This is a genomic window from Acinetobacter sp. CIP 64.7, from assembly GCF_000369745.1.
Taxonomy (GTDB): domain Bacteria; phylum Pseudomonadota; class Gammaproteobacteria; order Pseudomonadales; family Moraxellaceae; genus Acinetobacter; species Acinetobacter fasciculus.
In genome coordinates this window covers 10487-35995 of sequence record NZ_KB850182.1, presented here as the reverse complement: position 1 = coordinate 35995, position 25509 = coordinate 10487, and the positions used below count along the sequence as shown (strand labels likewise).

20 protein-coding genes, 4 pseudogenes, 1 CRISPR repeat array and 1 other annotated feature are annotated in these 25509 nt (G+C 36.2%); of the genes and pseudogenes, 11 read left to right on the top strand and 13 right to left on the bottom strand.

Going from position 1 to position 25509, the window contains the following annotated elements; translation table 11 throughout:
• From F890_RS16775 to F890_RS16760, 4 genes are all read right to left on the bottom strand, one after another.
• Positions 1-1355 (bottom strand): PIN-like domain-containing protein (locus tag F890_RS16775; protein WP_005268041.1); only part of this gene is annotated, 1355 nt, incomplete at its 3' end.
• A gap of 603 nt (positions 1356-1958) precedes the next feature.
• Entirely contained in the window at positions 1959-2231 is a 273-nt protein-coding gene (gene nadS / locus F890_RS16770; RefSeq protein WP_005268039.1) for a NadS family protein, read from the bottom strand.
• On the bottom strand, positions 2224-2544 hold the full coding sequence (locus F890_RS16765; protein WP_005268037.1) for a type II toxin-antitoxin system RelE/ParE family toxin: 321 nt from the start codon (positions 2542-2544) through the stop codon (positions 2224-2226). Before F890_RS16765 ends, nadS begins: the two co-directional genes overlap by 8 nt.
• 110 nt (positions 2545-2654) lie before the next feature.
• Entirely contained in the window at positions 2655-3044 is a 390-nt protein-coding gene (locus F890_RS16760) for a tautomerase family protein (protein WP_005268034.1), read from the bottom strand.
• A 237-nt stretch (positions 3045-3281) separates the two neighbouring features.
• Here F890_RS16760 and F890_RS16755 point away from each other — a divergent pair, with 237 nt between their 5' ends.
• Both F890_RS16755 and F890_RS16750 read left to right on the top strand, forming a co-directional pair.
• Positions 3282-3743 carry a DIP1984 family protein gene (locus F890_RS16755; RefSeq protein WP_000761345.1) on the top strand — a complete coding sequence of 154 codons (462 nt, stop codon included), beginning with the start codon at positions 3282-3284 and terminating at the stop codon, positions 3741-3743.
• Positions 3744-4725: 982 nt separating this feature from the next.
• A pseudogene (locus F890_RS16750) lies at positions 4726-6051 on the top strand (ISNCY family transposase).
• 857 nt (positions 6052-6908) lie between these two features.
• Here the strand turns inward: F890_RS16750 and F890_RS16745 are convergent.
• From F890_RS16745 to F890_RS16735, 3 genes are all read right to left on the bottom strand, one after another.
• Positions 6909-7772: an IS982 family transposase gene (locus F890_RS16745; RefSeq protein WP_004679438.1), complete on the bottom strand. Its 864-nt coding sequence runs from the start codon at positions 7770-7772 to the stop codon at positions 6909-6911.
• Positions 7773-7890: 118 nt separating this feature from the next.
• Complete coding sequence (locus F890_RS16740; protein ID WP_005254620.1) at positions 7891-8574, bottom strand: metallophosphoesterase; 684 nt, start codon at positions 8572-8574, stop codon at positions 7891-7893.
• A gap of 172 nt (positions 8575-8746) precedes the next feature.
• The gene (locus tag F890_RS16735) at positions 8747-9091 is read right to left on the bottom strand and encodes a helix-turn-helix transcriptional regulator (RefSeq protein ID WP_005268032.1); all 345 of its coding nucleotides are present in this window, start codon (positions 9089-9091) and stop codon (positions 8747-8749) included.
• A gap of 563 nt (positions 9092-9654) precedes the next feature.
• On the opposite strand from F890_RS16735, the gene F890_RS16730 reads away from it, so the two are divergent.
• Positions 9655-10005, top strand: a complete 351-nt coding sequence (locus F890_RS16730; RefSeq protein WP_005268031.1) for a hypothetical protein — start codon at positions 9655-9657, stop codon at positions 10003-10005.
• Between the two features lie 17 nt (positions 10006-10022).
• Here F890_RS16730 and F890_RS16725 read toward each other — a convergent pair whose 3' ends face one another.
• Entirely contained in the window at positions 10023-12533 is a 2511-nt protein-coding gene (locus F890_RS16725) for a relaxase/mobilization nuclease domain-containing protein (protein ID WP_005268030.1), read from the bottom strand.
• Positions 12534-12536: 3 nt separating this feature from the next.
• A complete protein-coding gene (gene mobC / locus F890_RS16720) occupies positions 12537-13058 on the bottom strand; it encodes a plasmid mobilization relaxosome protein MobC (RefSeq protein WP_005268028.1) in 522 nt (173 codons plus the stop codon).
• A 977-nt stretch (positions 13059-14035) separates the two neighbouring features.
• Between mobC and F890_RS18380 the strand changes: the two are divergent.
• Positions 14036-14916: pseudogene (locus F890_RS18380) on the top strand (IS3 family transposase).
• A 1416-nt stretch (positions 14917-16332) separates the two neighbouring features.
• Here the strand turns inward: F890_RS18380 and repM are convergent.
• Entirely contained in the window at positions 16333-17247 is a 915-nt protein-coding gene (gene repM / locus F890_RS16705; protein ID WP_004282038.1) for a replication initiation protein RepM, read from the bottom strand.
• 366 nt (positions 17248-17613) lie between these two features.
• Positions 17614-18365 (bottom strand): IS5 family transposase gene (locus tag F890_RS18370; protein ID WP_228128528.1). Its coding sequence is split into 2 segments (ribosomal slippage): positions 17614-18131 and positions 18131-18365, totalling 753 coding nucleotides; the frame shifts between segments, so codons are not numbered across the junction.
• Positions 18366-18537: 172 nt separating this feature from the next.
• Here F890_RS18370 and F890_RS16695 point away from each other — a divergent pair.
• The 3 genes from F890_RS16695 (at position 18538) to F890_RS18685 (ending at position 19906) form a co-directional block, all read left to right on the top strand.
• On the top strand, positions 18538-19167 hold the full coding sequence (locus tag F890_RS16695; RefSeq protein ID WP_004282040.1) for an AAA family ATPase: 630 nt from the start codon (positions 18538-18540) through the stop codon (positions 19165-19167).
• The gene (locus F890_RS16690) at positions 19164-19397 is read left to right on the top strand and encodes a hypothetical protein (RefSeq protein WP_004282041.1); all 234 of its coding nucleotides are present in this window, start codon (positions 19164-19166) and stop codon (positions 19395-19397) included. Before F890_RS16695 ends, F890_RS16690 begins: the two co-directional genes overlap by 4 nt.
• Before the next feature lie 320 nt (positions 19398-19717).
• Positions 19718-19906, top strand: a complete 189-nt coding sequence (locus F890_RS18685; protein WP_004282042.1) for a hypothetical protein — start codon at positions 19718-19720, stop codon at positions 19904-19906.
• Between the two features lie 197 nt (positions 19907-20103).
• On the opposite strand, the pseudogene F890_RS16685 reads toward F890_RS18685, so the two are convergent.
• A pseudogene (locus tag F890_RS16685) lies at positions 20104-20304 on the bottom strand (type II toxin-antitoxin system RelE family toxin); the annotation flags it as partial.
• Positions 20294-20542: a type II toxin-antitoxin system Phd/YefM family antitoxin gene (locus tag F890_RS16680; protein ID WP_004282044.1), complete on the bottom strand. Its 249-nt coding sequence runs from the start codon at positions 20540-20542 to the stop codon at positions 20294-20296. The gene F890_RS16680 and the pseudogene F890_RS16685, both read right to left, overlap by 11 nt.
• Positions 20543-20722: 180 nt before the next feature.
• Between F890_RS16680 and F890_RS18365 the strand changes: the two are divergent.
• The 4 genes and pseudogenes from F890_RS18365 to F890_RS16660 form a co-directional block, all read left to right on the top strand.
• Positions 20723-20827, top strand: a pseudogene (locus tag F890_RS18365) (IS3 family transposase); the annotation flags it as partial.
• A gap of 96 nt (positions 20828-20923) precedes the next feature.
• A CRISPR array of direct repeats spans positions 20924-21193; the repeat unit is 29 nt; unit sequence TTCTATAAATCGCCTATGCGATAACTCAC.
• 339 nt (positions 21194-21532) lie between these two features.
• Complete coding sequence (locus F890_RS16675) at positions 21533-22099, top strand: recombinase family protein (protein WP_004282172.1); 567 nt, start codon at positions 21533-21535, stop codon at positions 22097-22099.
• Positions 22100-22551: 452 nt separating this feature from the next.
• Positions 22552-23771, top strand: a protein-coding gene (locus F890_RS16665) for an IS3 family transposase (RefSeq protein ID WP_155756783.1) whose coding sequence is annotated in 2 segments (ribosomal slippage) — positions 22552-22828 and positions 22828-23771 — 1221 coding nt in all. Because the reading frame shifts where the segments join, the coding sequence is not laid out codon by codon here.
• Positions 22827-22943: a sequence feature (AL1L pseudoknot), on the top strand. It overlaps the preceding gene by 117 nt.
• Before the next feature lie 76 nt (positions 23772-23847).
• Positions 23848-25320 carry a toll/interleukin-1 receptor domain-containing protein gene (locus F890_RS16660; RefSeq protein ID WP_005268019.1) on the top strand — a complete coding sequence of 491 codons (1473 nt, stop codon included), beginning with the start codon at positions 23848-23850 and terminating at the stop codon, positions 25318-25320.
• The last annotated feature ends 189 nt before the right edge of the window (positions 25321-25509 follow it).

Below are 25509 nucleotides of genomic sequence, written 5' to 3'. Positions count from 1 at the left end.
GCAAGCATTGCTTCTCTCATACCTTCTGGAACCTGATTCATACGCTCAGCAGCAAGCATTGCTTCTCTCATACCTTCTGGAACCTGATTCATACGCTCAGCAGCAAGCATTGCTTCCCTCATACCTTCTGGAACCTGATGCACATACTCATTAGTAAATTTGCTGTGTCGCATCGAGTTAAATAGTCTTGAATTTTGATATTCAGCTAATTTATTAAATAAGTCAGGATCACTTTTTTGTAGCTCTTTCATATACCTATAAGCATCCTTTGACTTTCTTATTTCTCTATCTAGTATTTCAATTGGTTCATTTTTTAAAGTTTCTAATTTTTCTCTAATCGATTGCGCTCTTTGAGCATCTAATTTTTTCTTTTTCTCATTATGAAATCTTTTTAATGCCTCAATATCCTCAACAATATTTTTAGATAAAGTTATTCCTAAAACATTAAAATATTCTTTCAAGTCTAAAAGGATCAGATTTTCAATGTTTGCGGTTGTATATGCTTCTGCTCTGAGTTCTTTTCTTGCTCCATAATACTTATTATTTTCATGAGGTACTGGCTCTCTCCAATCTCGCTTAACATCATTGGAAATAAAAAAAACATTTGTAATTTTTTTTTCTAAACAATAATCCAAAATTTGTTTATAAATTATAAAATCTCCATACTTTGAATCATACTTAACCCCTCTGTATGTAAATATTTCAGATTTTGAGCTATCTTTAAAAGCTGGAGGAATTTTATTTATAATTCTTTCATCACACTCCTTAAAAAGCTCTACTAAACGCTCACTTTGATAAGGTTGCCCAATATCCCCATCACCGTATCTATTAGCTAAAAAATTCAAAACTGGATCATCGCCTGTTAAAGAAACAGTATCTTGTTTTTTATAGTCATTTAATTGATTTCTAATAGGTTCAATATCATCTATCAGCTTTTTCTGTAGCTCTAAATACAAAGGTGTATATTTATCTACTATTGCCTGAATAGAATCTGTTAATTCGGAATGGAATTTTCCATAATTAGACTTATAAGTTGATATTGAAGAAACATTTAAACTATTTCCCGAAGCAAATGAACCTAATGTATTCTGAATTTCATCAAGAATTTTTTTACTTTTGTATATGACTTCACGTCTATTTTTATGATATTCCAAAAAAACATGATGAGGACTCCATAGGATTCCCTTAACTTTTTGAATAGACTCAATAATAGAGTTCCGGGTATCTAGAGGATAAGAATATAAATCTAAGAAAATATTCGTATCAAAAACAATTAAAGATTTTTCATCATTAAAAATATTTTGTAATTCATTTAAGTGATAGTAATCTTTGTATTCAAGAAAAAATTTATTCAAAATAAAAACCAACTCATTATTATATGTTTGTAATTATATGATAAATATATTTTTTCCTACAAGAAAAAGAAAATTTTTTTTAATTTAAAATCCCCTTATTAAAAACCTCCAATATTTGAATTTTCCACAAATTCTCATCCATTTAACATAATGGCGCTTATACGAAGTACACTTGTATATTAATTGAAATATCAATAACTTAAAATTTTAGTTATGACTAAGAAACCACCAGAAATTGGCTTTTGTAATAAGTTGGTGAGTTTTTGAGCAAATCTGTAACATTTTGCCAGGAAAATTGATCAAAAAATAATCAATTTAGTAGACAATGTCCATTTCATGCGGATCTAGGTTGTGAAACTATCCCCAATTGCTGTGGATAAAATTTAGGCTATTTTGTACGCCCTGGCGTACATAAAACTCGGCCCTTTGCGGCTATCCGGAATACTGGAATTTTCCTATGATGAACTCATCAGGAACAGGAAGTTCCATACAAGAATAACAAGAGATAAGCACAAGGACTGTAAGGTACGACAGGAGTTATACCGAGCGAACCAATACGAAAAACCCCGGTAGGATGCCGGGGTTTTTTATTATCTAAAATTTTTAAATTAGAGTTGGATGAGCATCCAGAATACGAATTAGAGTCGCTGCAGGACCAGTCGGATAGCGACGGCCTTGTTCCCAGTTTTGGAGCGTTCTCGCGCTGATATGCAAACGTGCTGCGAATTCTGCCTGGGTTAATCCAGTTTTCTCACGTACTTCTTTAATATCCGGCAATTCGACCTCTGTGACTCGACTTGCCTTTATCTCATTACGTTTGATGGCTCCGGCTTCTTTGATTGAAGCAACCAGGTCATCAAATAAGTTGTTATCCATGAAATTGCTCCTTCACTAATTGACGCAGGATCGATGTTTCTTTGTCTGTCAGATTATCTTTCACAGACTTTGGATAAGCCACTAGGAAAAAGATCTGATCATCCTCTGTGACCCAATAATAGATCACCCGGATACCGCCACTTTTACCTTTATGGCCCTGAGCACAACGTACTTTACGAATCCCACCACCATTCTTAATTAAGTCGCCCTTATCAGGCTGTACCAAAAGATCTTGCTGGAGCTGACGGTACTCTTCATCACTAACAAGCTCTTTGATTTGCTTGGTAAAAATACTGGTTTCAATGAATAACATAGATTAAAGTACGTCAATGGCGTATAAGAATTTTAGCAGTTTTAGAATAAAAAAACGAGAGCTGTAGGCTCTCATTTCGCATAATCTGTATTATGTTAATTTTAGGAAATTTAAACACTTACCTGATAATTTAACTGTAGTTCATCCGCATTTTCCCCTCTAATGCCCCAGTTTTCTTTAGGAGTTTCAAATATAGTTATCTCAACATCATTTGAATCAATACCGCATAGATTGTTTATATTTTCGAATAGAGTCTTAATAAATGCTTTTTTAGTCTCTTTTGTTCGTCCATCGAACATGGAAATTTCAATAATTATATAAGATGTACTGCGGTCTGCTGGATATATAAAATTTTTGGATTTTAGTGGAATAAAACGTTGAAACCTTTTTTCTTCAGGGTATTTTAATTCTTTAACTAAAGCCTGATGGATAGCTTTACTTAAATTATCACGATGTAATTCTATAGTTTCATCTAAAGCATAAATTTTTATCTGAGACATTACTTTCTCTAAATTAAAACCCTAATTTTAGCTTAATCTCCCCCTCCCATTTAAGATAATGGCTGTTATACGAAATGAAAAAACCTAGACTCTGGTCTAGGCTTAAAATTTAAAAAATGAATAGCTACCGATTTTGTAGACACCTTTTATTTAGATGAAAAAGCAATTTTTTTGATCTTTAAAGAATGAGGATATAAGCTGTTTAAAAGTTAATTCTAATTGGTTAATAGGTGAAAAATGAAATTAGCAGAAGCTCTCTTACTTCGAAGTGATCAACAAAAAAAAATTATTTCACTAAAACAACGTATCAATGCAAATGTATTGGTACAAGATGGTGATCAACCATCTGAAGATCCAAATGAACTACTAAAACAAGTATTTTCTTTAATTCAAGAATTTCAAAAATTAAGTTATGCAATTCATGAAACTAATGCTTTAACAAAATTAAATGATGGCCGTTCTCTACTTGCTTTATTGACTTTGCGTGATGAATTTGTAGAACAGCACAAAACCCTAACTGCAGCAATAAGTAATACATCTCGTGAATCTGATCGTTATAGTACGCGGGAAATAAAGTGGCATAAAGTTATTCCAGTTTCATCATTACAAAAACAAGCTGATGATATTAGTCTTAAATTACGTGATTTAAACGTGTTAATTCAGTCGAATAATTGGAAAATTGATTTGATTGAAGCCTAATAGTCCTTTAGATATAATCAAGTTGAACATACTGGGCGAGTACAAGATCCCTTACTTCCACAACATAGGATTGTAAATAAAGTGTAGTGGCTTGCAAAGCAAGTGGATAAGCTTAAAATTTTAAGTACAAATCAATCCATCACTTGGCATAACTCAAATCTTTGTGCAAACAAAGTTACACGTTACTTATAACTACCATGTACTGACAGTATGTTCACCTCAATTACTAAAAATAAAGAAATGAGCAAGCATCAGCTCAACTACATTTCTATTTTTAATTCAGTTCGGCTTTGTTGTATAAAGAGCTGAAAGATAGACTTTGAAAATTATAAAAATCGGAAATTTATGATATAAAAAATGTGCTCGACGATGTCGAAAAGCCGACTTGTTTCCAAGTCGGCTTTTTTAAGCAACTTTGTAATATTCTTTCAATGATAATAGTTTAAAAAGTAGGTATTTATTGATTTTTACTATTTTATCAAAGACTCTATTTCGAAAACTATCCCCCAATTTTTGTGGGTTAAAGCTTACAAAGATATCGGATTTTTTGGGTTATTTGGAATAGGACTAAGTTGCCTAGCAGATTGGTATATATCACAATTTTATGATTTATATAAAATAAGCAAAAAGAATTTCACTATAAGGAAATCATGAGAAAAAAGATCACCTATCTAGCTGGGGCTATGACCATAGTTTTACTAATAGCGGTGATTAAACATGAAAATGAAGTAAAGGGGGATGAACAATTTAGATATTTAGATTCCATAGCATCTAAGCAACCTTAGTAAAATTGCACTTATATTTAGAGATACTAGATCATATAAAAACCATTGTTTAACATAAAATCTCTTATACGCAATTCAGTTGTTAGAACCTGTAACTCCAAAATAGAAATGTCCAGTTTCTCCAAAGTAAAAATGTCCGCTTTTAGAATATGCACTTTTGCAATTTCCTTAGCGGACGGTTTGATATGTTGGTGTCTATGTCGGATAAAGAACTTAAACGATTGTCGGTCTTGCAGGAAATCTGCGATCAACGCATAACTCAATCCCAGGCTGCTCAGCTACTTCATATTTCAGAACGTCAGATCAGACGTTTATTGCAAAAATACAAAACTCAAGGTCCAACTGCATTAGCCCATGCTGCACGTGGCCAAATCAGCAATTCCAGGCTTCCTGAAGAGCTCAGACTCAAGTGCCTCAATCTGGTCGCTGAACAATTCCATGGTTTCGGACCCACTTTAGCGCATGAAAAGCTCACCACCGTTCATGGCTTTGATATTTCAGTTGAAACACTGCGTTCCTGGATGATTGCAGCAGATCTGTGGATTCCTCGCGCCAAGCGCCTGAAACGCCCGTATCAGCCTCGTTATAACCGGGACTGTTATGGTGAACTGGTACAAATTGATGGCTCTTACCATGACTGGTTTGAAGGACGCGCTGCTAAGTGCTGTTTGCTGGTGTTTATCGATGATGCGACAGGCAAATTGCAGTATTTACGCTTCTGTGAGTCGGAATCAGCCTTTGACTATATGATTTCAACACGTTTGTATGTTGAACAGCACGGTAAACCGTTGGCATTTTACAGCGATAAACATTCAGTCTTCAGGGTCAATCAAAGCAGCAAGAAAGACACCAAGATTACGCAATTTGGGCGCGTACTCAGCACACTCAATATCGATATCATCTTCGCCAATTCACCACAGGCAAAAGGACGTGTGGAACGGGCCAATAGAACACTGCAGGACCGTCTGATCAAGGAAATGCGCCTGGAAGGCATTTGTTCGATTGCAGAAGCCAATGCATGGCTGCCCTGCTTTATTGAGCGATTTAATCGTAAATTTGCCAAGATGGCCTTTAATCCCAAGGATCTACACCGGACTGTCACTGAAACTGCTGAGGAGTTAGATGATATTTTTACCTGGCGTGAACCCCGCAGAGTCACGAATAGTCTGACAATTACTTATGATAAATGCGTATATCTCTTGGAAAATACCGAAGAAAATCAAAGATTGATCGGCAAATATCTTGAGTTCCTGGAATACCCAGATGGTACTGTCGCAGTTGAATAACAAGGTCGAAAAATCAATTACAGCATCTTCGATAAATTAAGTCAGCTGAATCAGCGAGAGATTGTTGAGAATAAACGGTTGGGTGCTGTTCTGAATCATATCCAACAACAGCATGAAGAACTGGAACAGCAAAACAAACGTAATCGTTCTCAAAAGATGCCACGTAGACGTGCACAGAAAACAGCAATTCAAGAACGAAATCTAAATCCTGTGCTTGACTTGGAAATGTCCATATAGGACATTTCTATTTGGTTATTAGGTAGGAAATTTCTACTTTGGAATAACACATACACCACAAGTTAGAACTCACGCTAGTAACCAAATTTTCCGACTATTATTTTTTGTTCAAAGCAAGAATTTTATATTTTTTTAACTTTAAAATCAAAAACTTAGCCTTTAAGAGTGGAATCCTTGACAGATTTTTTATGTAAGCTATTGTTGAAATTCACTATAAATAAAAAAATCCTATAATCTAACTAATATCATTAAAATCAAATATTTATAAAAATGTAATAAATTTAATAGTCGGAAAATTTATGTTTTCTAGATAAATTTTAAATATTTAGACTTAAGCGACACCGCTAAGAGTGGAAAAGTACGACAGTGGATAGTAAGAATAGACATAGATCTATAACAGATCGAATAATTTATCTTTGACTCAGCTTTAACATAAAATCTCTTAAGTGAAACACTCTTGTTAGAACACACATTACTAACCAAATTTTCCGACTATTATTTTTTTGTTCAAAAACCCAATTCAATATAATTTTTTAATTATTAAAATCAATAACTTAATTTAAATATTAAAATTCTAGATAGTTTTTTTGGTGTAAGTTTTTTTTTAATGCCCCATAAATAAAATCCCCATAATTATTTTTTTTATTTTAAAATCAATATTTTATAAAAAATAAAAAATAAATCCAATAGTCGGAAAATTTGTGTTTTTAATAGAAAAACTTTAATTTTTTTTAAATATTGAGACTTATAGGTGTAGAGATACACCCCTTTAGTTACAGTTGAGAGTGGTGCCAGTCCAAATCTAACTAAAAGGTGTCTATAAAATCAGTAAGTAACCTGAGTTCGATGAAATCCACTTAACCTTTTAGCATATTTTGGAAAGTTGGCTTATTGGGGTTCAAACAATAAGCCACTACAGCAGCCATGATATTCACCATGAAATTATTTACCGAACGATGACGTGAATGTTCAAGTTGATGTAAATTTTTTAATTGATCATTCACTGTTTCGATCAATCCTCTTCTGCAAAGTAATTGTTTTTCTTCTTCAGTTTGGATGGGTTTATTTTTCATATTCCGACGTGATGGGGTCAATATTTTCAGTCCTCTTGCTGCTAAAGCTTCGGCTTTTGCTTTGCTCAAATAGCCTTTGTCTCCGAGTAGGATCCCTTTTAATTCTTGAGTTAAAGATTCTAATATAGCAACATCATGAACATTTCCCGATGTCAGCTTGAGATTAATAATTTCACCTAAATTATTGATAACGAGATGTAATTTAAAACCATAAAACCAACCCGTACTACTTTTTCCACGACCGGCCAAGCCTTTAAATACACGATGCCTTTTAATCCGAAGATTATGGCAAACTACCAATTTAGTGGAGTCAATGATACTGATTCCCGTATCTTTTCCTTTCACCTGATGGAAGAAACTACTCAGAGCTTGCAAACAACGGGGCATGATTTCAATAAATCGGTTGTAGCTAAGCAGTTTAGGAAAAGCAGATTTCCAGAATGGAACGATCATTTGGCAATAAAAATATTTGAAGAATCTAAAACCGGATTGATGAAATAAAATGACAATGGTCATTGCTTCAGACAAGCTTAAAGCTGACTTTTTCAACCTGGTTTTTTGATTAGAAATTAAAGCTTTCTCTAAAGATTCATTAAATTTTTTGCAGAAATCATCCAAAATACAAAATAATTCGGTAATATGATCCATTGAGAAGCCTTGTTTTATAACATTTTGTCTTGAGAACCAATATGTTACAAAAACAGGGCTTTTTTTCTACTCTTTTTTTATATCGAACTCAGGTTAAGTATTCAGTCTTGCAAAGTATTCACTTAATTTTTGTTATACAAAGCTTTTGAGTAAAGGATGAACCCACATCAATGTAATAGCAATTATCTAACTGGGTCATTTCCTTGACGATCGTGTGTCCCAAATAGATAGCATCTATGTTCTCTACAACATCATAATTATCTGAATAGTTCTTTATTCTTCCACGCCCCCATAGTGCATTTGTGTAAGCTGATACCATGCCTGAAATCCTGTAATCACCTTGCATGATATCTGCTTTAAAAGCGCCCCATTCATGAATATCAATATCTGCATGAACCACTCCTATTCGTTTATCTAGAAGATCAAGCTCGATAACGATTGGTAAATCTTCAAAGCTTTTGATAATTTTATGCTGCTGATGTGATGACAACTGATAGAACCACTCACCACCATTTCTTTCATGTAAATGTCTAAGCTTTGAATCAAATAGACTTTTAATACACATTTCTTCGTGATTGCCACGAACGGTTCGAAACCATGGTTTTTTAATCAATGAAAAACATTCTAAATTTTCTTTGCCTTTATCAACCAGGTCACCCGTGCATATCAACAAATCTTTATCAAAGTCAAAATCGATAGCGTTGAGATGGCTCATCAGCAAGTGATAAGAACCATGCAAGTCGCCTACTACGAAGATCGATTTGAAAGATGATCCATCTATAATCTGGATATGATTTGTCATGAGGGAGCATCATCCTACTGATTAATAGCATTATGCATGAATAATATTTTAACTAACCACAGACCTTCAACCAACCTTGATCGCAAAAATAGCCCCAGACGAATTTTTACTTTTGGTCAGCCCATTCAGACATGATCTCAATACTAAATAAGTCCCGTATCAGAAATGTGTGTCACCAATCTGACTTTGGTTTTGCCAGTTGCAGTACAGGTGGCTTGTTATTACCTGATGCTCTTTTGCGAACTTTGCCTTTTAGTTTAAGCAACTGTATAGGTGAAAATGACTCTTCAGGTATTAAAATATTGAAATTATTAATCATGTTTAATGCAGCTAGAATTGCAATTAAATCCGAGAGTTTCGCATTACCTTTCTCAGCATTTAACACCGTTCTTCGACTGATCCATGCTTTACTCGCAACTTCAGCTTGTGTCATATCTCGATTTAATCGAATGCGTTTTAAGCGCTCTCCCAACACTGATGCAATATATACTGGACTGTCATTTTCAGAATACATCATTATTCATCACTCACATTTAGATATTTTATGACCTTATGGCATAGAAAAATCTAGTCAATCCTAAAGTCGTTAAGTCCTAATATTGCACATATCCTGTTTTAATTGCCAGTTATGTGCAAATATCTGTACCTAATACCATATAGATTCTTTCTGATACACACTGAGAATGAGGAGCATGCCATTTTTATCTTCTCCATTGGCTCATACTGAACCTCTCTTTTTTATAATAAAATAAATTGAGCTCCTGACATTCTTTGATTATTTATTTTTCAGTTTTTATAAGAACTACTGATCAGGACCTTGACGCACTGCTCTTTACTGGATAACCTTATTTCAACACAGCAAAATCTGTGCTCAGGCGTGAGAACCTGATAAAATCTAGGTGCAATTAAATGTCGCACTTGCGGCTATTTTTTTGCCTACTGTTAAGCAGTTCTTATGGTAGCTTAGCAGGGCAGCTTCGTGCTGGCTGATCCTAGATTCAGTATTCTCACCCCTGTTAAGTTGCCTCCATTACCGTGAGAAGTGATGGAGATAGTTAAACTCTTATCTAGGAAACTGCTATGCGTACTAAATTCAATGATGCAAACCCATGCATGCCAAAAAACCTCGCTAAACAGCTGATTATCGAAGGTGCTAAAGTTCTGAACCATCAACAGCGCCAAGCCTTGCTCGATATTTTCATGGCTTTAGATCAGGCGGAAAAAACAGCTGAAAAGATATTTCAGCAACATGCTGTAGCTCAACAGAGCACCTACAACTTTTCTCAAGTTCACGAATGCCAAGATGAAGACAATCAGGAATATTGGTCAGGTCATTACCATGATTCTTACAGTCAAGAATATCCAGAAGATTGGGTAAAACGGACTCAGTCCACCCCACGTCGTCATAAGTTCCCTAAGACTGTTTACTGATCGGCGGGGGTGTCTCTTTAAAAGTAGGCATCATAATCCGAGCTACTCGACCGAGTTGGCTCGGATTCTCTTGGTGAAAGTACTGCATCATTTTGATGATCTAGATGTGAATCTTCGGATAGCTCGGTTAGCCTTTGGGCCAGTTTTTCTCGAACATCCTGAACCATATCTCCCAGATACTGCTGTGCCTCGTTTAAGTCAATTGTTGGCCCTATCTCTAGGTTAGTGGTATTGAGTTCTTTAATATGCAATTCAACGACTGTCATCAGCTTCTCAAATCCCTCAGTTTCCCCGGTATTCATCCGCGGCAACTGCACCCTGAACTCATTTAAACATTCTTCTATAAAGTGGATGTATCCCTCCATATCCATTTTTTTACTTTCGGGTGCGATGTTTGGATCACATAAGTCATGAAAGCAGCCTTCAGCCTTATTTGCATATATATACGCGTCATCCAAATATAAATCTGTATATCGTATTTTCATTTTCTTCAATTCGGCACTGATAGTTTTTATCACAAGAGGATCATTTTTTGGTTGGTTACTGGCCTCTATTTCTGCTTTAACTCTTCTAACATGCTCAATAAGTTTTCGGTGTTCAGCTCTTCGTCTTGCAAGGTTGACCAGTCGATCGATTCCAACTGTCTCAAGGCGTTTAGATACGGTCTTAAACTGCTCTGGAGTTCTTCCTGTATCAGTGGGCGAAGGTGTGAGCTGGTCAATAACAGTTTTAAACGTAGCTCTAATTCGCGCCCAAATACCGTTAAAGAATCGATTAGTTCTTTGTAAGATATCTCTTTCTTGATTTCGTCTTGATAGCGCCTGAGGATCTTGTCTCTCTCGATTAGTTTCTGCTTCATATCGTTCAGCTTCTTCATCATAAGAATGTTTTCTTTGCGCATAAGCTCCTGATAGTCGTTCTGAAGCTTTTGTGACTTCATGAGTTCGTCGATGTATGCTTTTTGGGCTTCGAAGACCTGTTGGTAATGCCGGGCTTCCTCCTGAAGTACTTCCGTTTTTTGTTCCAAAGCTTGAATCATGCCCTTTAGCTGGAGAATCAACTGGTTTTTTTGGGTTTGTAACAATGTTTCTATCATGTTGCACTCCGATATTTAGATAAAATCCCTGAGCAGTGACAGCATGCTGAATGTGCCGAATATCCCAAGACACCACAGTATTTTTTTGCATTGCTGATGGAGCTGCTGTATCAAGCTGATTCCATCTCCAAGCTGATGGCTTAACTGTTCTGCTAATTTCGCTTGAGAGCTGTTGTTGCGGCATTGCTGCTGTATTTGTTTCAGCAATGGCATCATGTTGAGAAGGTCGTTGCGTAGTGCACTGCTGTTCTGTTGCTCTTGCTCGCTGCTCTGCTGTATCTGGTCGAGTAATTCCCTGTTCCTGCTCAAATCGATCTGTAGATTTTGCAAGATTTTCTGTTGGCGCTGATGTAGCTTCAGAATGTCCTGAAATTGGGTGTCGGTTTTGATGTTGTACAACATCAATTCCAGATCGATAGTCTGGGTTTCTGCCAAGCTTTGCTTTAACTGTTGCTCCAGGCTCTGCCGATAATCCTGATAGTGGTTCGAGAGACTCTCCAGTCGCAGGAATTCCGGTTCGATAATATTTTTGGTGATACGTAAAACGTTTTCTTCGAACTTGTTCAAGTCGCTTAAGGCATTCTGTGAGTTCTGCTGAAGGTGCTGCAAGTCCTGCCGGATGTCCAGGCAATACTGCTCGTGCTGCTTCCGGTCCTGCTCGATTTTTTCGGTAAGCATCGAATGAAAACTCTGCATGATAAAACTTCCCTTTTAAACGGTCTGTTCCATAACTGGTCTTAAGTGAAATGTAGTGATCATCTTTTCGACTTAACTCACCAAGTTCGGACAGACTCTTGAGCAAATCATCTCGGTTATTGATGATTCCATAGACAATGCGTTGTTCTACATATTGGTGAATTAACTCCAAACGGGTCTTTTTGGGCAGATGCTGCATACCGGCTTTAATTGCAGCTGCGTTTTGCATCTCATGATGATTTTTAAGTTTTATGCTCTTTATACGGGTAGGGTCATCAGGTCTTGCCCAACCATATTTATGGTTTAAAAAATCACGCAGTGGGTCAAAGTAATGATGATGTCCTGGTGGAGCAATGTTTAATGATTTTCCTGAATTCAGTTCAATTCGAGGGACCAGTATATGTAGATGGCGTGAGCCATTATCCTCAGCATGCATTACAGCTGTCATGTGATATTGTTCTGGACTCAATCCGGCAAAAGCATGTTCCTCAAACAGATCCAGAACTTCTTCAAGCTGTGCATCCGATACATGGTCTTCGGGCGACCAGGCAATCACTGCAGAGGTGTAGCAGTATTGAAACTTGATACTTTCAGCAATGATCGCAAAGGTGGCAGGATCTCCTCTCAGGATTTTTACTCCTGCTCTTCGGTCACCTTGATGATCCTGCTCACCTGTTACATAGGCTGCTGCCAGCTTTGGATCGCCTGTGCCTGACTTTAAAAATTTAATGAGCATAATCTATCGATCCTCCATTACCCTTTGAATTGCTTTTGCTTTTCTGTTTTTCGCAAGCTGATCAGAAACAAAATATTTTGGGAGCACAGGAAGATATTGATGTAAATCAGACTGAATCGTGACCAGAACATCCACGCAATCGACAAAGGAAAACTTCTGAATGTCTTCAGTTTGTTGAAGACATAAGAAGTTCAGTGAACGTGCAATCTGGTTGATATTATTTCCGATTCGGCCAAGTTCCAGTAAGAGTTGAGGGTCGGCACTGGGTATCGGGCGACCCACTGTATTTTTTAAGGATCTTTTTTTGAGTGGTACGGACTGCCACAGCTTAGAAGGTTCACTAAGGGCTTGTTCTTCACTGGTCTGGTGAACAAGTGGCCAACATCGACATAACTCGCGCTGAATAAGGATATGAATCAGCTTGGTAAATCCAATTCCATGTTCCTGAAGAAAACTATCTAACTGCGCCCCCTGTTCAGCATTAAAACGAAGTCGCTTCGTGATTTCACGTTTGGTCCTTTTCATTTATCTATCCTGTTCGGATTGGTGATTTATGGGGTCTTAGGGGGTCGCCCCTAACAAGCCCTGTTGCGTACCAAAAGTGAAGTTCGTAGAACTTTATTTTTGTAGCTACAGGTAGGCTTGCTTAATAAACTGCTCTTTTTAAGAACAATTTCCCCTCCTGAATCCCAAGCATAAAGGAATTAAAAAATTCAAATCCCATCTGTCGAATTTCGATTTTTTTTGAACGAAATCATCTATTTTTTTTGAAAGAGTTACTTTATTTCTTAACCGGGAACGAGTTGTAAATCAGCGTTCAATCTCGAATTAATGTTCATTGATATAGTTTTATATCTAAAACATCTTAAAAAATTTGAAATTGGCTTGAAATCATGCAGATTTTTTTATAAAAATGTGTTGAGGTTTATTTTTTTATTTATTTTTGAGTCAGTCATCAAATTCATATCGTTTTCAGCATCGTATTCTTATTTTCAATTAATTTGTTTTCCCTGCTAAATAAAATATTTTTTACATAAATATCAATTAATTAATAATTAATGATAAAGAAAAATAACACATCTATCCTTCAAATTTCAGGTTTAACTCGTGACATGTAACGTTTTAATTTTGGGGATGTAACACTTTTGTTTTTGTTAGAAACGGACGGTTTTTTGTTAGAAACAGACAGTATGTGAAGTGCATCACAATTTTTTAAATTTATTATTCTGTCTTATGAAATTAATACATAAATTCTATTAATAATTATTGCGCAGCAGCCTTTTTCAAACAAAAAATTTCTGCATAGGCTGCTTTTAAAGAGTTCAGATATATTGTTGCTTTCAAAGCAAAATGACTCATCTTATAATGGATCTTTAATTGCTCGAACTTCAGTACACTGCAAATTGATAAGATCAAATAAGGACTTTATGAGGCAATTCCCCCTAAAAATAAAAGGATCTAAAAGTGGAATTTTCTCTTAAGATACAAGCAGGAAATTCTGTATGAAAACATCTAAAATTACTGACAGTCAGATCATGTCCATTTTGAAACAGGCAGAATCTGGTACACTTGTAGCTACTCTTTGGCGTGAACATGGTATGAGCAATGCTATATTCTATAAATGGCGTGCTAAATATGGCGGTATGGATACTTCATTAATAGAGTTGGAAGCAATGTCTGTGATAAGTGAAACCTGCTACCGTTATCAGGCTAAACTTAGCGATGACAATACATTTATTGCAGAACAGCTTATTGAACTCACTGAGGAAAATCCCGATTGGAGTTTTGGTCTGTGCTTCTCGTATTTACAGCATGTTAAGAGTCACTGCTAGAATCACAAACGGGTTTACCGCATTTACTGTGAGTTGGTACTGAATCTGCGTATTAAACCGAGAAGAAGACTAAAACGGCATGCGCCTGAACCATTGAAAGAACCATCCTAGAAAATCAGGTTTGGTCATTAGATTTTATGCATGATCAACTTTCCGATGGTCGCAAGTTTCGATTATTGAATGTAATTGATGATTACCGTCGAGAAGGTTTAGCCATTGAAGCAGGATTCTCATTACCGAAAATCAGGGTTATTCGTACGTTGAATCAGTTGCTGGAGTGGCGAAAAAAGCCGTTAGTTATTCGGTGTGACAATGGCCCGGAGTTTATCAGTCATGAATTTGTACGCTGGGTAACTGAACAAGGTATTCGTATTGAATATATTCAACCAGGTAAGCCACAGCAGAATGCGTATATTGAGCGTTATAATCGGACTATACATTATACTTGGCTAAGCAAGTATCTATTTGACATACTGGAAGAAGTACAAGATTATGCAACGATTTGGCTGTGGCATTACAATCATGAAAGACCACCTCTAATGGCTGCTTAACCTCTACTTTTAACTTCGGTTATTAATGCTCGAAATCTGCTCAGGGCTCTCCACCCGTGATTCGCAATGCTCATCACGGGTGGAGAGCCCTGAGCAGATTTCGGCAATATTCACCCTACCTTCGCCAATAAAAATTGACACAGGTATTTGAATATTGCCGTTGTTGCTCTTCACGGTATGGAGCCGCCTTTCGCTTTCAATCGACACGCTCAGATTGCGTTTAGTCTGAGTCGCAAGAGAGTATTTTGGATCTAACTATCCACCCGCACACGCCTTTCTCTCTCATTGGCTTGTTATCTCGGCGAGGGAACTACCCAACATGCCACTTAAACAATCGACCAACGTATTCCCTGCGCCCTTTCCCCAGTGCAATTCTTCAGATAGGAAAGCGATTATAAAATCTTTAGCCTTTGATGCCTGCCGTCACTTATCCACCTGCACATCAAAGCCACGAAGAAGATCAAGCCAACATATAAACAGTTGCACTTACAAACTTAATCTTTTGTACAGACGTAGTGAACGAACCCATAGGTTTAAATTGTATTACGAAGCACATTTAACGAAATTTTTTATATCTGAGGCATTGAAACCAAAACAATTTCTCAAAAAATTAGACTGTGTACAAAAAAATTTACATATAAACGGTTGTACAAAAGAATAATTTATTTAAAATATGAGGAACTGGCAGTTACAAGCCTCTGGTGATTATCTGTACGAGTTTCAGCTCTACAGATCTTTCGTTAAAAGATACTGGTAATATCATTTAACTGTAACGCCAATCAATTTAATACAAAGGCCCTTGTTAAAACAAGGGCCTTTGTATTCCAGTTACATAAAAAATGAAATTAGCTATGTTAATGGGCTGAACCGTACCGGGTTTGTCGGAAACTCAGTATTCTGAGAGAATGTTCCGATGACAAAATTAAAATATACTCCTGAAATCAGAGAAAGAGCAGTTCAATTATTGATTGAATCTGAAAAACACTATCCATCTAATTAGGCTGCGATCACTGCTATTGCACCTAAAATTGGTTGTACTCCTGTTTTATTCAAAACCATGTGTTTAATTGACTGATCGGTTAGCTCGGAAATATCCACAAGATCACCAACCACTTGTTGTCCTAGCTATTCACGATGAGCACCTTTAGGGATTTCCTGCATGTTTTGAGATTCTTCAGAACTAACAACTAAAGGCAACCTATCCATATCTAAGACCTCCATTAAAAGAAGTAGTGGCATAGCACATAAGCTTAAGCTAAAACCAAGTACGGGATCTAAGAAGGTGAGTTTCAGCAACATGCTCGTGCTTGAACAGTTGGCAAATGAATTATCTACTACTTAACTTTTTTACAATCCAATTGCAATCAATTAACAACTATATTAGTTGTTATATAAAACTAATATAATTGCATGATGCTACACCTCAAGACCTATCTCTTTGAGGACACCAGCATACTTTCCGACAATCTGGGCATCTTGTAATTCGATCAGAAGCCTTTTCTCTAGATCAGCATAGCTTTCCCCTACTGCAGCTTTTTGGCTTGCAAATGGATCATGGTGAGCTAGCTTGTTGGCAAAGAATTGAATCTGCTTGTCTGTTAGCTTCTTAGTTTTGGTGTGAGTGACTTCCTTAGGTTGCTGCTTAGTTGTGAACGTAAATGAGAAGCCACTAATAACACGTCCATTTTTATGTTGCTCATAAGAAGCAATGATATCTGTTAGTTCATTAATTTGGTTTAATGCTGTATCGAGTACTCGGGCTTTGAAGTTCGCCATTTTGACATAGTCATCCTCTGCTAATCCAAGCTTAAAGCGAAAGTCGTCTAACTCAAACATAGGTGTCTTGCCAACAGTACGCCATTGGATCAGTAACTCGTAAAGACGAATTGCGTATTTGCTTGTGAGAGAACTGATCTGTTTAAGCTCATAAGCAGTAAAAGACTTCTCTAGCTGTGTAATCAATGGAATTACATCTGGTGCAAAAGTTAGCTCTACAATCCCGGCTGAATCAACATAGGCTATTTTGGAAACCCAGCGTGATTTCACGATCTTTTCCTGCTGAGTCCCCTCATGGATGCCCTTGTAACTGAATTTGCGCTCAAATAGATTGCTAGCTGCGTTTTTAAGCCCCTCATAGGCCGCATGCTTATCCACATTAAACTGCTTCATATAATGATGAGCATGAACCTCTAAGGTACTATTAGCGTCCACATTCTTGCTTAGCTCTCTTGCTTGCACAATTGCCAGGAGAATCAGTCGTTGTTCTGTTGTATCCAAATTATAGCTGGCATTGATTAACGCATTATCCTTAACTACAAGCTCATTTTTCACTGAAACTTCCCCATATAATCATCCAATTAGCATACATCAATCAACAGTGTAGACACAAGGTGGGAAAATGTAGACTTGAAGGTGGGAAAATGTAGACTTGAAGGTGGGAAAATGTAGACTTGAAGGTGGGAAAATGTAGACTTGAAGGTGGGAAAATGTAGACTTATAAGCTCTGAAACACTTGCTATACAAGGATTACAGAGGACTTAAAAATAAAAATATTAAAAATATTAAAAATAAAAGAATTACTGTTTAAAAATTTAAGATAATTTCTTGTTTTACGAGTATCAATTTACACTGATGAATCAGTATGAAGAATAACCATCATTTAGGTGGGAAAATGTAGACTAATGCTAGGGCGTGTCCTCATTTGGTTTTACACCAAATAAACATGTAAGCAATGTAAATCATAGACTGATAATTTCGTGCAAGCTTATCAAATCGGGTTACAATCGCTCGGAAATGTTTCAATCTCGCAAACACATTTTCAACTAAATGTCTTAATTTATATAGATATTTATCAAACTCCTTATTCGATCTTTTACTATTTGATCTCATTGGAATAATGGGAATCATATCCTTGTTCTGGGCATATATTCTAATGTGCTCAGCATCATACCCCTTATCAGCAATGAGATAAGTTGCCTCGCCTACAGTATCAATCAGTTGTTTTACAACTTGACTGTCGTGGACGCCACCCCCAGTGATTTTAAAATCAATCGGTAATCCATTCGCGTCGGTTGCAAGATGTATTTTTGTTGTTCGTCCACCACGTGATTGTCCAATTGCTCTTTCGAAACCATTCCGAGCTCCACTTGCATGTTGATGCACGCGTATGTAGCTTCCGTCAATGAATACCCATTCTTGATCCAAGACGCCTCGTAATCTAAAAAAAATTTATTCCACAATCCCTTGCTTGCCCAACGATTAAAACGATTATAAGCAGTTTGCCAAGGACAAAATTCTTGAGGAATATCACGCCATGTGGCGCCTGTATGCAGTTTCCATAAGATCGCTTCCATGATATTTCTACTATTCTTTGAACGGTAGCAACCATGTAATCGCATAGTATCTTGAATTTGCTGCCAGATATCATCGGTAAGAAGAGTACGTGCCATTGAAAATATAGAAATAAAAATAACTCAAAGGAGGATTTTAAGTATTTAAAACTAATTCTTCAAATGAGGACCTGCCCTAAATCAGCAGATAACAGAATTTTTTAAGTTGTCATTTACACCACTTGAAAATACAACTATATTGCATTCAAATTAGTTACAAATTACAAATAAAATGATTATCTTGATTGGAAGTCAAAAAGGTGGATGTGGTAAATCGACAATAGCCATCAACATTGCATCATATCTTGCTAAACATAACAAAGACATAGTTTTAGTTGATGCTGATCCTCAGCAAAGTTCAGCGAATTGGGTTAAAGACAGGGATAATACTGACTTACCTAAAGTGCATTGTGTACAACGCTATGGCGATATCAAAAACACTTTAAAAGACTTGGATAGTCGTTATGACTATGTTGTTGTTGATGTTGCAGGTCATGATAGTAAAGAGCTGAGAACAGCAATGCTCACAGCTCATTACCTTGTAGTACCGTTTAGACCATCTCAATTCGATCTAGATACCCTACCTCATCTCTCTGAAGTCATAGATCAAGCCAAGTCATTCAATGAAGACTTGAAACCTTTTGGCTTACTAACATTGGCACCTACAAATCCATCAGTGTCTGAAGTACAGCAAGCAAACGATTATCTCGCTGACTTCCCATTGTTCACAGCCTTGTCATCAGTAATCCATGATCGCAAGGTTTACCGTGATGTCACTGCTGAAGGCAAAGGTGTTATTGAATCCAATAATCCAAAAGCAATAGCGGAGTTTGAGGCTTTTATGGAGGAGCTTTTAGCATGATTAAGAAAAGAGAATTGGCAAAACCTTCTCCCGAAATGGAAGCCTTCATCAATGGTGCTAACGAGGAAACTACTCAAAAACTAGATTCGAAAGCACCTAGAAAATTTAAGACGCATACAATTCCAATGAACGAATATGAATATCAGTTACTCACTGAGTTGGCTGAAAAGTATGGACAAACGCATAATGGAATTATCAGATTTGCTTTGAAGAGGTTAAAAGAAGAGTGAAACTAAATAAAAATCAATTTGAAACCAATTTAGTTGTAAATTGGTTTTAATATAGGGACTGTACTAGATTCAACTTAATACAGTCCCTATAAAAATTAATGGCTAATGATGTCGAGAATTTTCTTCCATAAAATCTCAATGACTTCTTCGTGACTTATCTCATGTCTAGGATACAGGGAGCAGTCCTCCTATTATCCGACCGAGCTCCTCAATGGAGTAGGTCATTACAAATCTTGGGACAGCTCAGTAAGATTTTACTCACGGTTGCACTGCTTTTTATTGCTTGGGTGTGGTTGCTGCATTTTCCTTGGTTATGAGTATTGAAAACAACGATTGTGATGGAGATATGGGCTGTAGCTTTTGTAGTGTTGTGCGAATATTCAGGTCGTGAGGTCGATGAAGCAAGTGGCTGGATTACCTTTGTTTATTTGATTTTACACGCCTATGCAGCAGTGATTTTAGGTGTAATGCGATTATTGGTTTGGTTGTGGCAGTATGTGATTGCTTAAATGTTCTGAATGAATCCTGTCTGTATTAAGCAGCACCCCATAAATTAGTTATATATTGGTTTCTTTTTAGTTCTCAATTAGTTTCAAATAAGTTGCAATAAACAACTATTCAATCAGAGGATACTGAAATAAAAAATGCCCATAAGCACAAATGTATTCATGGGCATATCATGCTTATGGGCATTACATCATTTATGAATGACTTCGTAAACCAAACGATAGCCAATACTGTGAAGTTTGATCTTGTAGCGGTTAGGATGTCCTGACAGCTTATTTTTGGGAATACGAGGATTCTCCAAAACCTTGATCAACTTTTTCTTCAATGGTTGCTTAATGCTTGGATTCAGCTTGTTCCATTCTGCTAATGCTTCTTCTAAAAAGTCTAACTTATAGGTCATCAATATTTACTCGAACGCGTTTCTGATTCGCACGAGCATCTGCAATCTTATTCAGTTCCAATTCTTCTAGTTGCTCCATCATCGTTTCATATAGATCAGCAGGAACACAGTAAAACGCTGGTGTATTACGATTGAGGATTGCGACAGGCTCACCTTTGCCTGCCAAAACTGTATCCATCGGACTCTTTTTGAGTTCAGTAATACTTGCAGTCATTCGCGCATGGATTAGTTGAGTCATGGTTAAGCCTCTATAGAGTAGTGTTTGGCGTCTAGGTGAATTGCTACAAGTGATGCAGGAACAATAGCATACTTAAAAGCATGATTAAATGTACTTTTAAAGACTCTTACAAGAAACATAAATGAATACTAAAAGAGCAATAGATTTTTGAATGTGTAGTTGATATTCCTAATCGTTGATTCGGCTAAAGGCAACTGCCTAGATAATGCTGCAATGGAGAGCTTCTTTGGAATACTAAAATCAGAGGGTTTCTATGGTGAGGAATTTAAATCAGTTGATGAGTTGGAGCGAAAGGTGACATGTTTATAGAGAATCTTAAATAACTAATTTCAAAATCATGCGATAACTCACCATCAAAAAAGCCCATTTTTAAAATGGACTTTCTGAAAATCGCCTATGCGATAACTCGCCAACACTTGGGCTTACACGAGGTCAAAATGGATCTACAAATCGCCTATACGATAACTCACTTCAGTCAGACGAATTTTAGTGAAGTCAGAATTTCTATAAATCGCCTATGCGATAACTCACCATAACCAAGTGGCTCATTCACCTCTAGTGATTCTATAAATCGCCTATGCGATAACTCACTTAAGGGTTACATATCACATGAGTGATTTGTTTCTATAAATCGCCTATGCGATAACTCACAACAATATTAAGAATATATAATGTGATTAATTAATAATTTACAGTTTTTTATGCAAAAAATCAAAAAAAAATTTAATGAAAAAAATTTAAATATATTCAATAACTTGAATCGTGAATTAAAAAATTAGGTGATTTTATAGAACTTTACTCGAAACTTACAAAGAAATTCCTATAAGAGATGTTATGTAAACTTGGAGTATACTCTAAAGTTACAATCTGAAAGTTCATGAAATTATGTATCATTTAAATGATTTTTAATCATAAATAACATGTAACTTTAGTATTAAAGATTTATAATTTACGAAATTGTTCATTTTTATCCAATTGGGGCGTGAAAAATTGAAAGGCCAAAAAGTAGGGTATATCCGGGTAAGTTCTGTCGAGCAAAACACTGGACGTCAACTTGAGGGAATTGAAGTCGACCGGATTTTTGTTGACCGTGCTTCAGGTAAAAATACTGACCGACCTAAATTTCAGGAAATGTTGAACTATGTCCGGGAAGGGGACAGGGTGATTGTACATTCCATGGATCGTTTTGCGCGAAGCCTGAAAGATTTGGTCACTGAAGTAGATAAACTGGTCAAACGAGGGATTGCCATCCAGTTTGTAAAAGAAAATATTACTTTTACGGCCGAATCCACCCCGATGGATAATTTGATGCTGCAATTGATGGGTGCTTTTGCACAGTTCGAACGTGAGATCATTTTAGAGCGGCAAAAGGAAGGAATAAAACTCGCCTCTGCTCAGGGGAAGTACAAAGGTCGGGTGCATAAACTAAAGCCTGACCAAGCTGAAGCTTTACGACAAGCATGGAGGGAAGGGAAGTATCCATCAAAAATGGCATTAGGAAAAGCTTTTGGGATTAGTCGTCAGGCGGTATACCGATATTTACAAGTTAGTGAATAGCTTATTGGGATTGGCAACTAAATTTAGTTTAACTTGGCTTTGTTGCACAAAGATTTCATAACTATATGATTTTAAAGGTTTTGATTATTTTTTGATCCAAAATTAAATTTATTTAAATCAGATGCTTACATATTTATGCAACAAAGCCGTTTAACTTATAAAAATCATGAAACATTGTTCGAATTTTAAGCGTGGAACATAAATAATCAATAAAAAGCCGCTCTGGTACCCTATGCCCCACAACGGCTTGATCTAATATACTGAAATTTAATGATAAATATCAAGTATTTCGTATAAGGTGTATTATGTTAATTCTAGGAAATCTTAAATTGATAGTAAATAATCAACGCTGAATTACTTTTTCTTTCTTCCCCTATTGAACTTAAAAATAAGTCATATAACTGAACCGTACCGGGTTTGTCGGAGAGTCAATATTCTGAGAGACTATCCCGATGACAAAATTAAAATATACCCCTGAAATCAGAGAAAGAGCGGTTCAATTATTGATTGAATCCGAGAAAGATTATCCATCGAATTGGGCTGCAATCACAGCAATTGCTCCTAAAATTGGCTGTACTCCTGAAACACTTCGTGCCTGGCATCAAAAATACTTAGATCAACAAAATCCAGTTAAAGCACAGCAGCTTTCAGACCAAGAACGTATCAAACAACTGGAACGCGAAAATAAAGAACTGCAACGTGCTAACGAAATTCTACGTAAAGCAGCGGCTTTTTTCGCCCAGGCGGAGCTCGACCGCCCACACAAATAATGGTGGATTTTATCCATAACAATAAGGCGTTATATGGTGTTGAGGCGATTTGTAGAATTTTACCGATCGCTGCTTCAACCTATTACCGGACTTTAGATCTCGCAGACAATCCAGAACATCGAGCGAAACGGGATCTGCATGACCTTCATCATGCTGAACAAATTAAACGAATTTGGAAGGAAAGTTCAGGTCGGTATGGTGTGCGTAAGGTCTGGCAACAACTGAAACGTGAAGGCTATGTGATTGCACGTTGTACAGTTGCTCGATTGATGCAAAAGCTAGGTATACAAGGTGTTTGGCGTGGTAAGAATAAACAAACCACCCGTAACCGAGATGACCAAAAACGGGCAGATGATTTAGTGAAACGTAATTTTAATGCTGATCATCCAAACCAACTATGGGTGGGTGACTTTACGTATATTCAAACAAATTCAGGCTGGGTTTATACTGCATTTATTATTGATGTGTTCTCACGAGCAATTGTTGGATGGAAAGTATCGACACGGATGAATACAGATATGGTGCTCGATGCATTGGAGCAAGCATTGCATGATCGAGGCATGCCAAAGAATGTGATTCATCATTCCGACAGAGGTGTGCAATATCTTTCCATTCGCTATACCAATCGTTTAGAAGCAGCAAATTTACGAGCATCAGTCGGTACGACCGGTGATTCATACGATAATGCTTTGGCTGAAACGGTGAATGGCTTATACAAAACAGAGGTGATTGAATATCTAAAAGCAGATTGGCAAGGTTTAGCAGATGTACAACTTGCGACACTAAATTGGGTAGATTGGTTCAATAAAGAGCGTGTACATAGTGCACTAGGTTATGTATCACCTTTTGAGTTTGAAGCAATGTACTATGATAAGATTAACCCGTTAGGTCAGGTGGCCTAACTTAAATAAAAAAGTCTCCGACAAACCCGGTACGGTTCAAACTTTAAAATCATTGTTTATCTTTGAGAAATTAAAAATGCAGCAAATCGATGTACCTAAAATATTTATCTCATATAGTTGGTCAAGTCCTGAACATGAAGAGTGGGTATTAGAATTAGCTGAAAGCTTAATAAAAGATGGTATTGATATTGCACTAGATAAATGGGAATTAAGAGAAGGGGATGACCCAATAATTTTCATGGAAAGTATGGTTAATGATCCTACTATTACTAAAATAATAATGATTATTGATGGAAAATATACGGACCGTGCAAATCAACGCCATGGCGGTGTTGGAACAGAATCTACGATTCTATCGCAGGAGCTTTATAGTAAGAGGGATAAAAATAAAATTGTCGCTGTTATAGCTGAGCCTAACGCTCCTAAACCTATATTTTATGCAGGAAGACTACATGTTGATTTATCGAATTCTGAAAGATATGCAGAGGAATATGAAAAGTTAGTTCGTTGGGCTTATGATAAATACAAATATGAGAAACCTAAACTTCTTGGTAGTGCTCCGAGTTTTATTGTAGCTGAAGATGATCAAGTTGCATTATTCACAAATACTCAATATCGAATGGCAATAGATGCTTTAGAAAAGGGAAAAAGTAATGCCAGCAGTTTAGTAAAACAATACTTAGATAAGCTTCATTCAGAATTGCCAAAATTTTCTCTTTCAGAAGAAGATAGTAATCTTGAAGAAGCATTCAAACAAAAAATTGAACATTTTCAACCTCATTTGAATGAGTTTAAAAAAATTGTTAATACTGTTTGTACTCATTCTAATGACTCTAAGATTTTTAAACATTTCCGTAGCTTTTTAGAAAGCCTTTTAGATTTATTAACTGTGATTCCAAATCAAAGAGGTCGTTTACAAGCAGATTTAGAATTATTTTGTTTTTTAAACTATCAAATTTTTCTTTCTTTAATATCTATTTTAATTAAAAATGAAGAGTTTAATGAACTTAAAGAGATTCTAGATGAACTCTATATGTTGCCCGAAAATTTTCATAATCGGCATTTATTAGAAAAAAAATATATGACTTTTAGCATTTTTCTTCCAAGAGAATATAATTTTATTGGAAATAACTTAAAACCAAGAAAGTATTCGCCATTAGGAGATCTTGTAAAAGACTATTCTGATAATCAAGTTATTACTTTTGAAGAAGTGTGTGAAGCAGATGCATTCTTGTTTATTAAATCTTTAACATTTGGCTTCCAAAGTGATGATTTTTATATAAAAAGGTGGTGGCCTCATGTGTCTTTCTATATATTAAATCATCGATACCATGCTTTAAAAGTTTTTGTTAAGTCAGAAAGAGCTAGTTACTTCGACGAAATCAAGAAAGTATTAAACGTTCAGGACTTACAGTTCATAGAGGACATACTAAATATAAATAAAGAAAATCCATATAATCCAAATCCGTTTATTCCTCAGTGGAATGGGTCATTTGCCACATTTGATTTAAAGACTCTAAGTAATTTAGAAAAATTACATAAGTCATAGATAGTATTTTAAAGAATCCACGCTACCTAAATAGGAATTCTCCCTTACCCCATTTAACATAATGGTATTTATGCGAAATTATCAACAAAATTATTAAAAATGGGAGCTTAAGGCTCCCATTTTAGACTTTGTATAAGCTGGGCGAATTCAAACATGAGGTGCGACAGTTTGAAAAGTCTTATGATAATC

Bases quoted from the DNA above. Each gene is read 5' to 3' on its own strand.
- nadS (WP_005268039.1), bottom strand. From the start codon at position 2,231: ATGGATAACAACTTATTTGATGACCTGGTTGCTTCAATCAAAGAAGCC.
- F890_RS16765 (WP_005268037.1), bottom strand. From the start codon at position 2,544: ATGTTATTCATTGAAACCAGTATTTTTACCAAGCAAATCAAAGAGCTT.
- F890_RS16760 (WP_005268034.1), bottom strand. From the start codon at position 3,044: ATGTCTCAGATAAAAATTTATGCTTTAGATGAAACTATAGAATTACAT.
- F890_RS16755 (WP_000761345.1), top strand. From the start codon at position 3,282: ATGAAATTAGCAGAAGCTCTCTTACTTCGAAGTGATCAACAAAAAAAA.
- F890_RS16745 (WP_004679438.1), bottom strand. From the start codon at position 7,772: ATGGATCATATTACCGAATTATTTTGTATTTTGGATGATTTCTGCAAA.
- F890_RS16740 (WP_005254620.1), bottom strand. From the start codon at position 8,574: ATGACAAATCATATCCAGATTATAGATGGATCATCTTTCAAATCGATC.
- F890_RS16735 (WP_005268032.1), bottom strand. From the start codon at position 9,091: ATGATGTATTCTGAAAATGACAGTCCAGTATATATTGCATCAGTGTTG.
- F890_RS16730 (WP_005268031.1), top strand. From the start codon at position 9,655: ATGCGTACTAAATTCAATGATGCAAACCCATGCATGCCAAAAAACCTC.
- F890_RS16725 (WP_005268030.1), bottom strand. From the start codon at position 12,533: ATGCTCATTAAATTTTTAAAGTCAGGCACAGGCGATCCAAAGCTGGCA.
- mobC (WP_005268028.1), bottom strand. From the start codon at position 13,058: ATGAAAAGGACCAAACGTGAAATCACGAAGCGACTTCGTTTTAATGCT.
- F890_RS16695 (WP_004282040.1), top strand. From the start codon at position 18,538: ATGATTATCTTGATTGGAAGTCAAAAAGGTGGATGTGGTAAATCGACA.
- F890_RS16690 (WP_004282041.1), top strand. From the start codon at position 19,164: ATGATTAAGAAAAGAGAATTGGCAAAACCTTCTCCCGAAATGGAAGCC.
- F890_RS16680 (WP_004282044.1), bottom strand. From the start codon at position 20,542: ATGACTCAACTAATCCATGCGCGAATGACTGCAAGTATTACTGAACTC.
- F890_RS16660 (WP_005268019.1), top strand. From the start codon at position 23,848: ATGCAGCAAATCGATGTACCTAAAATATTTATCTCATATAGTTGGTCA.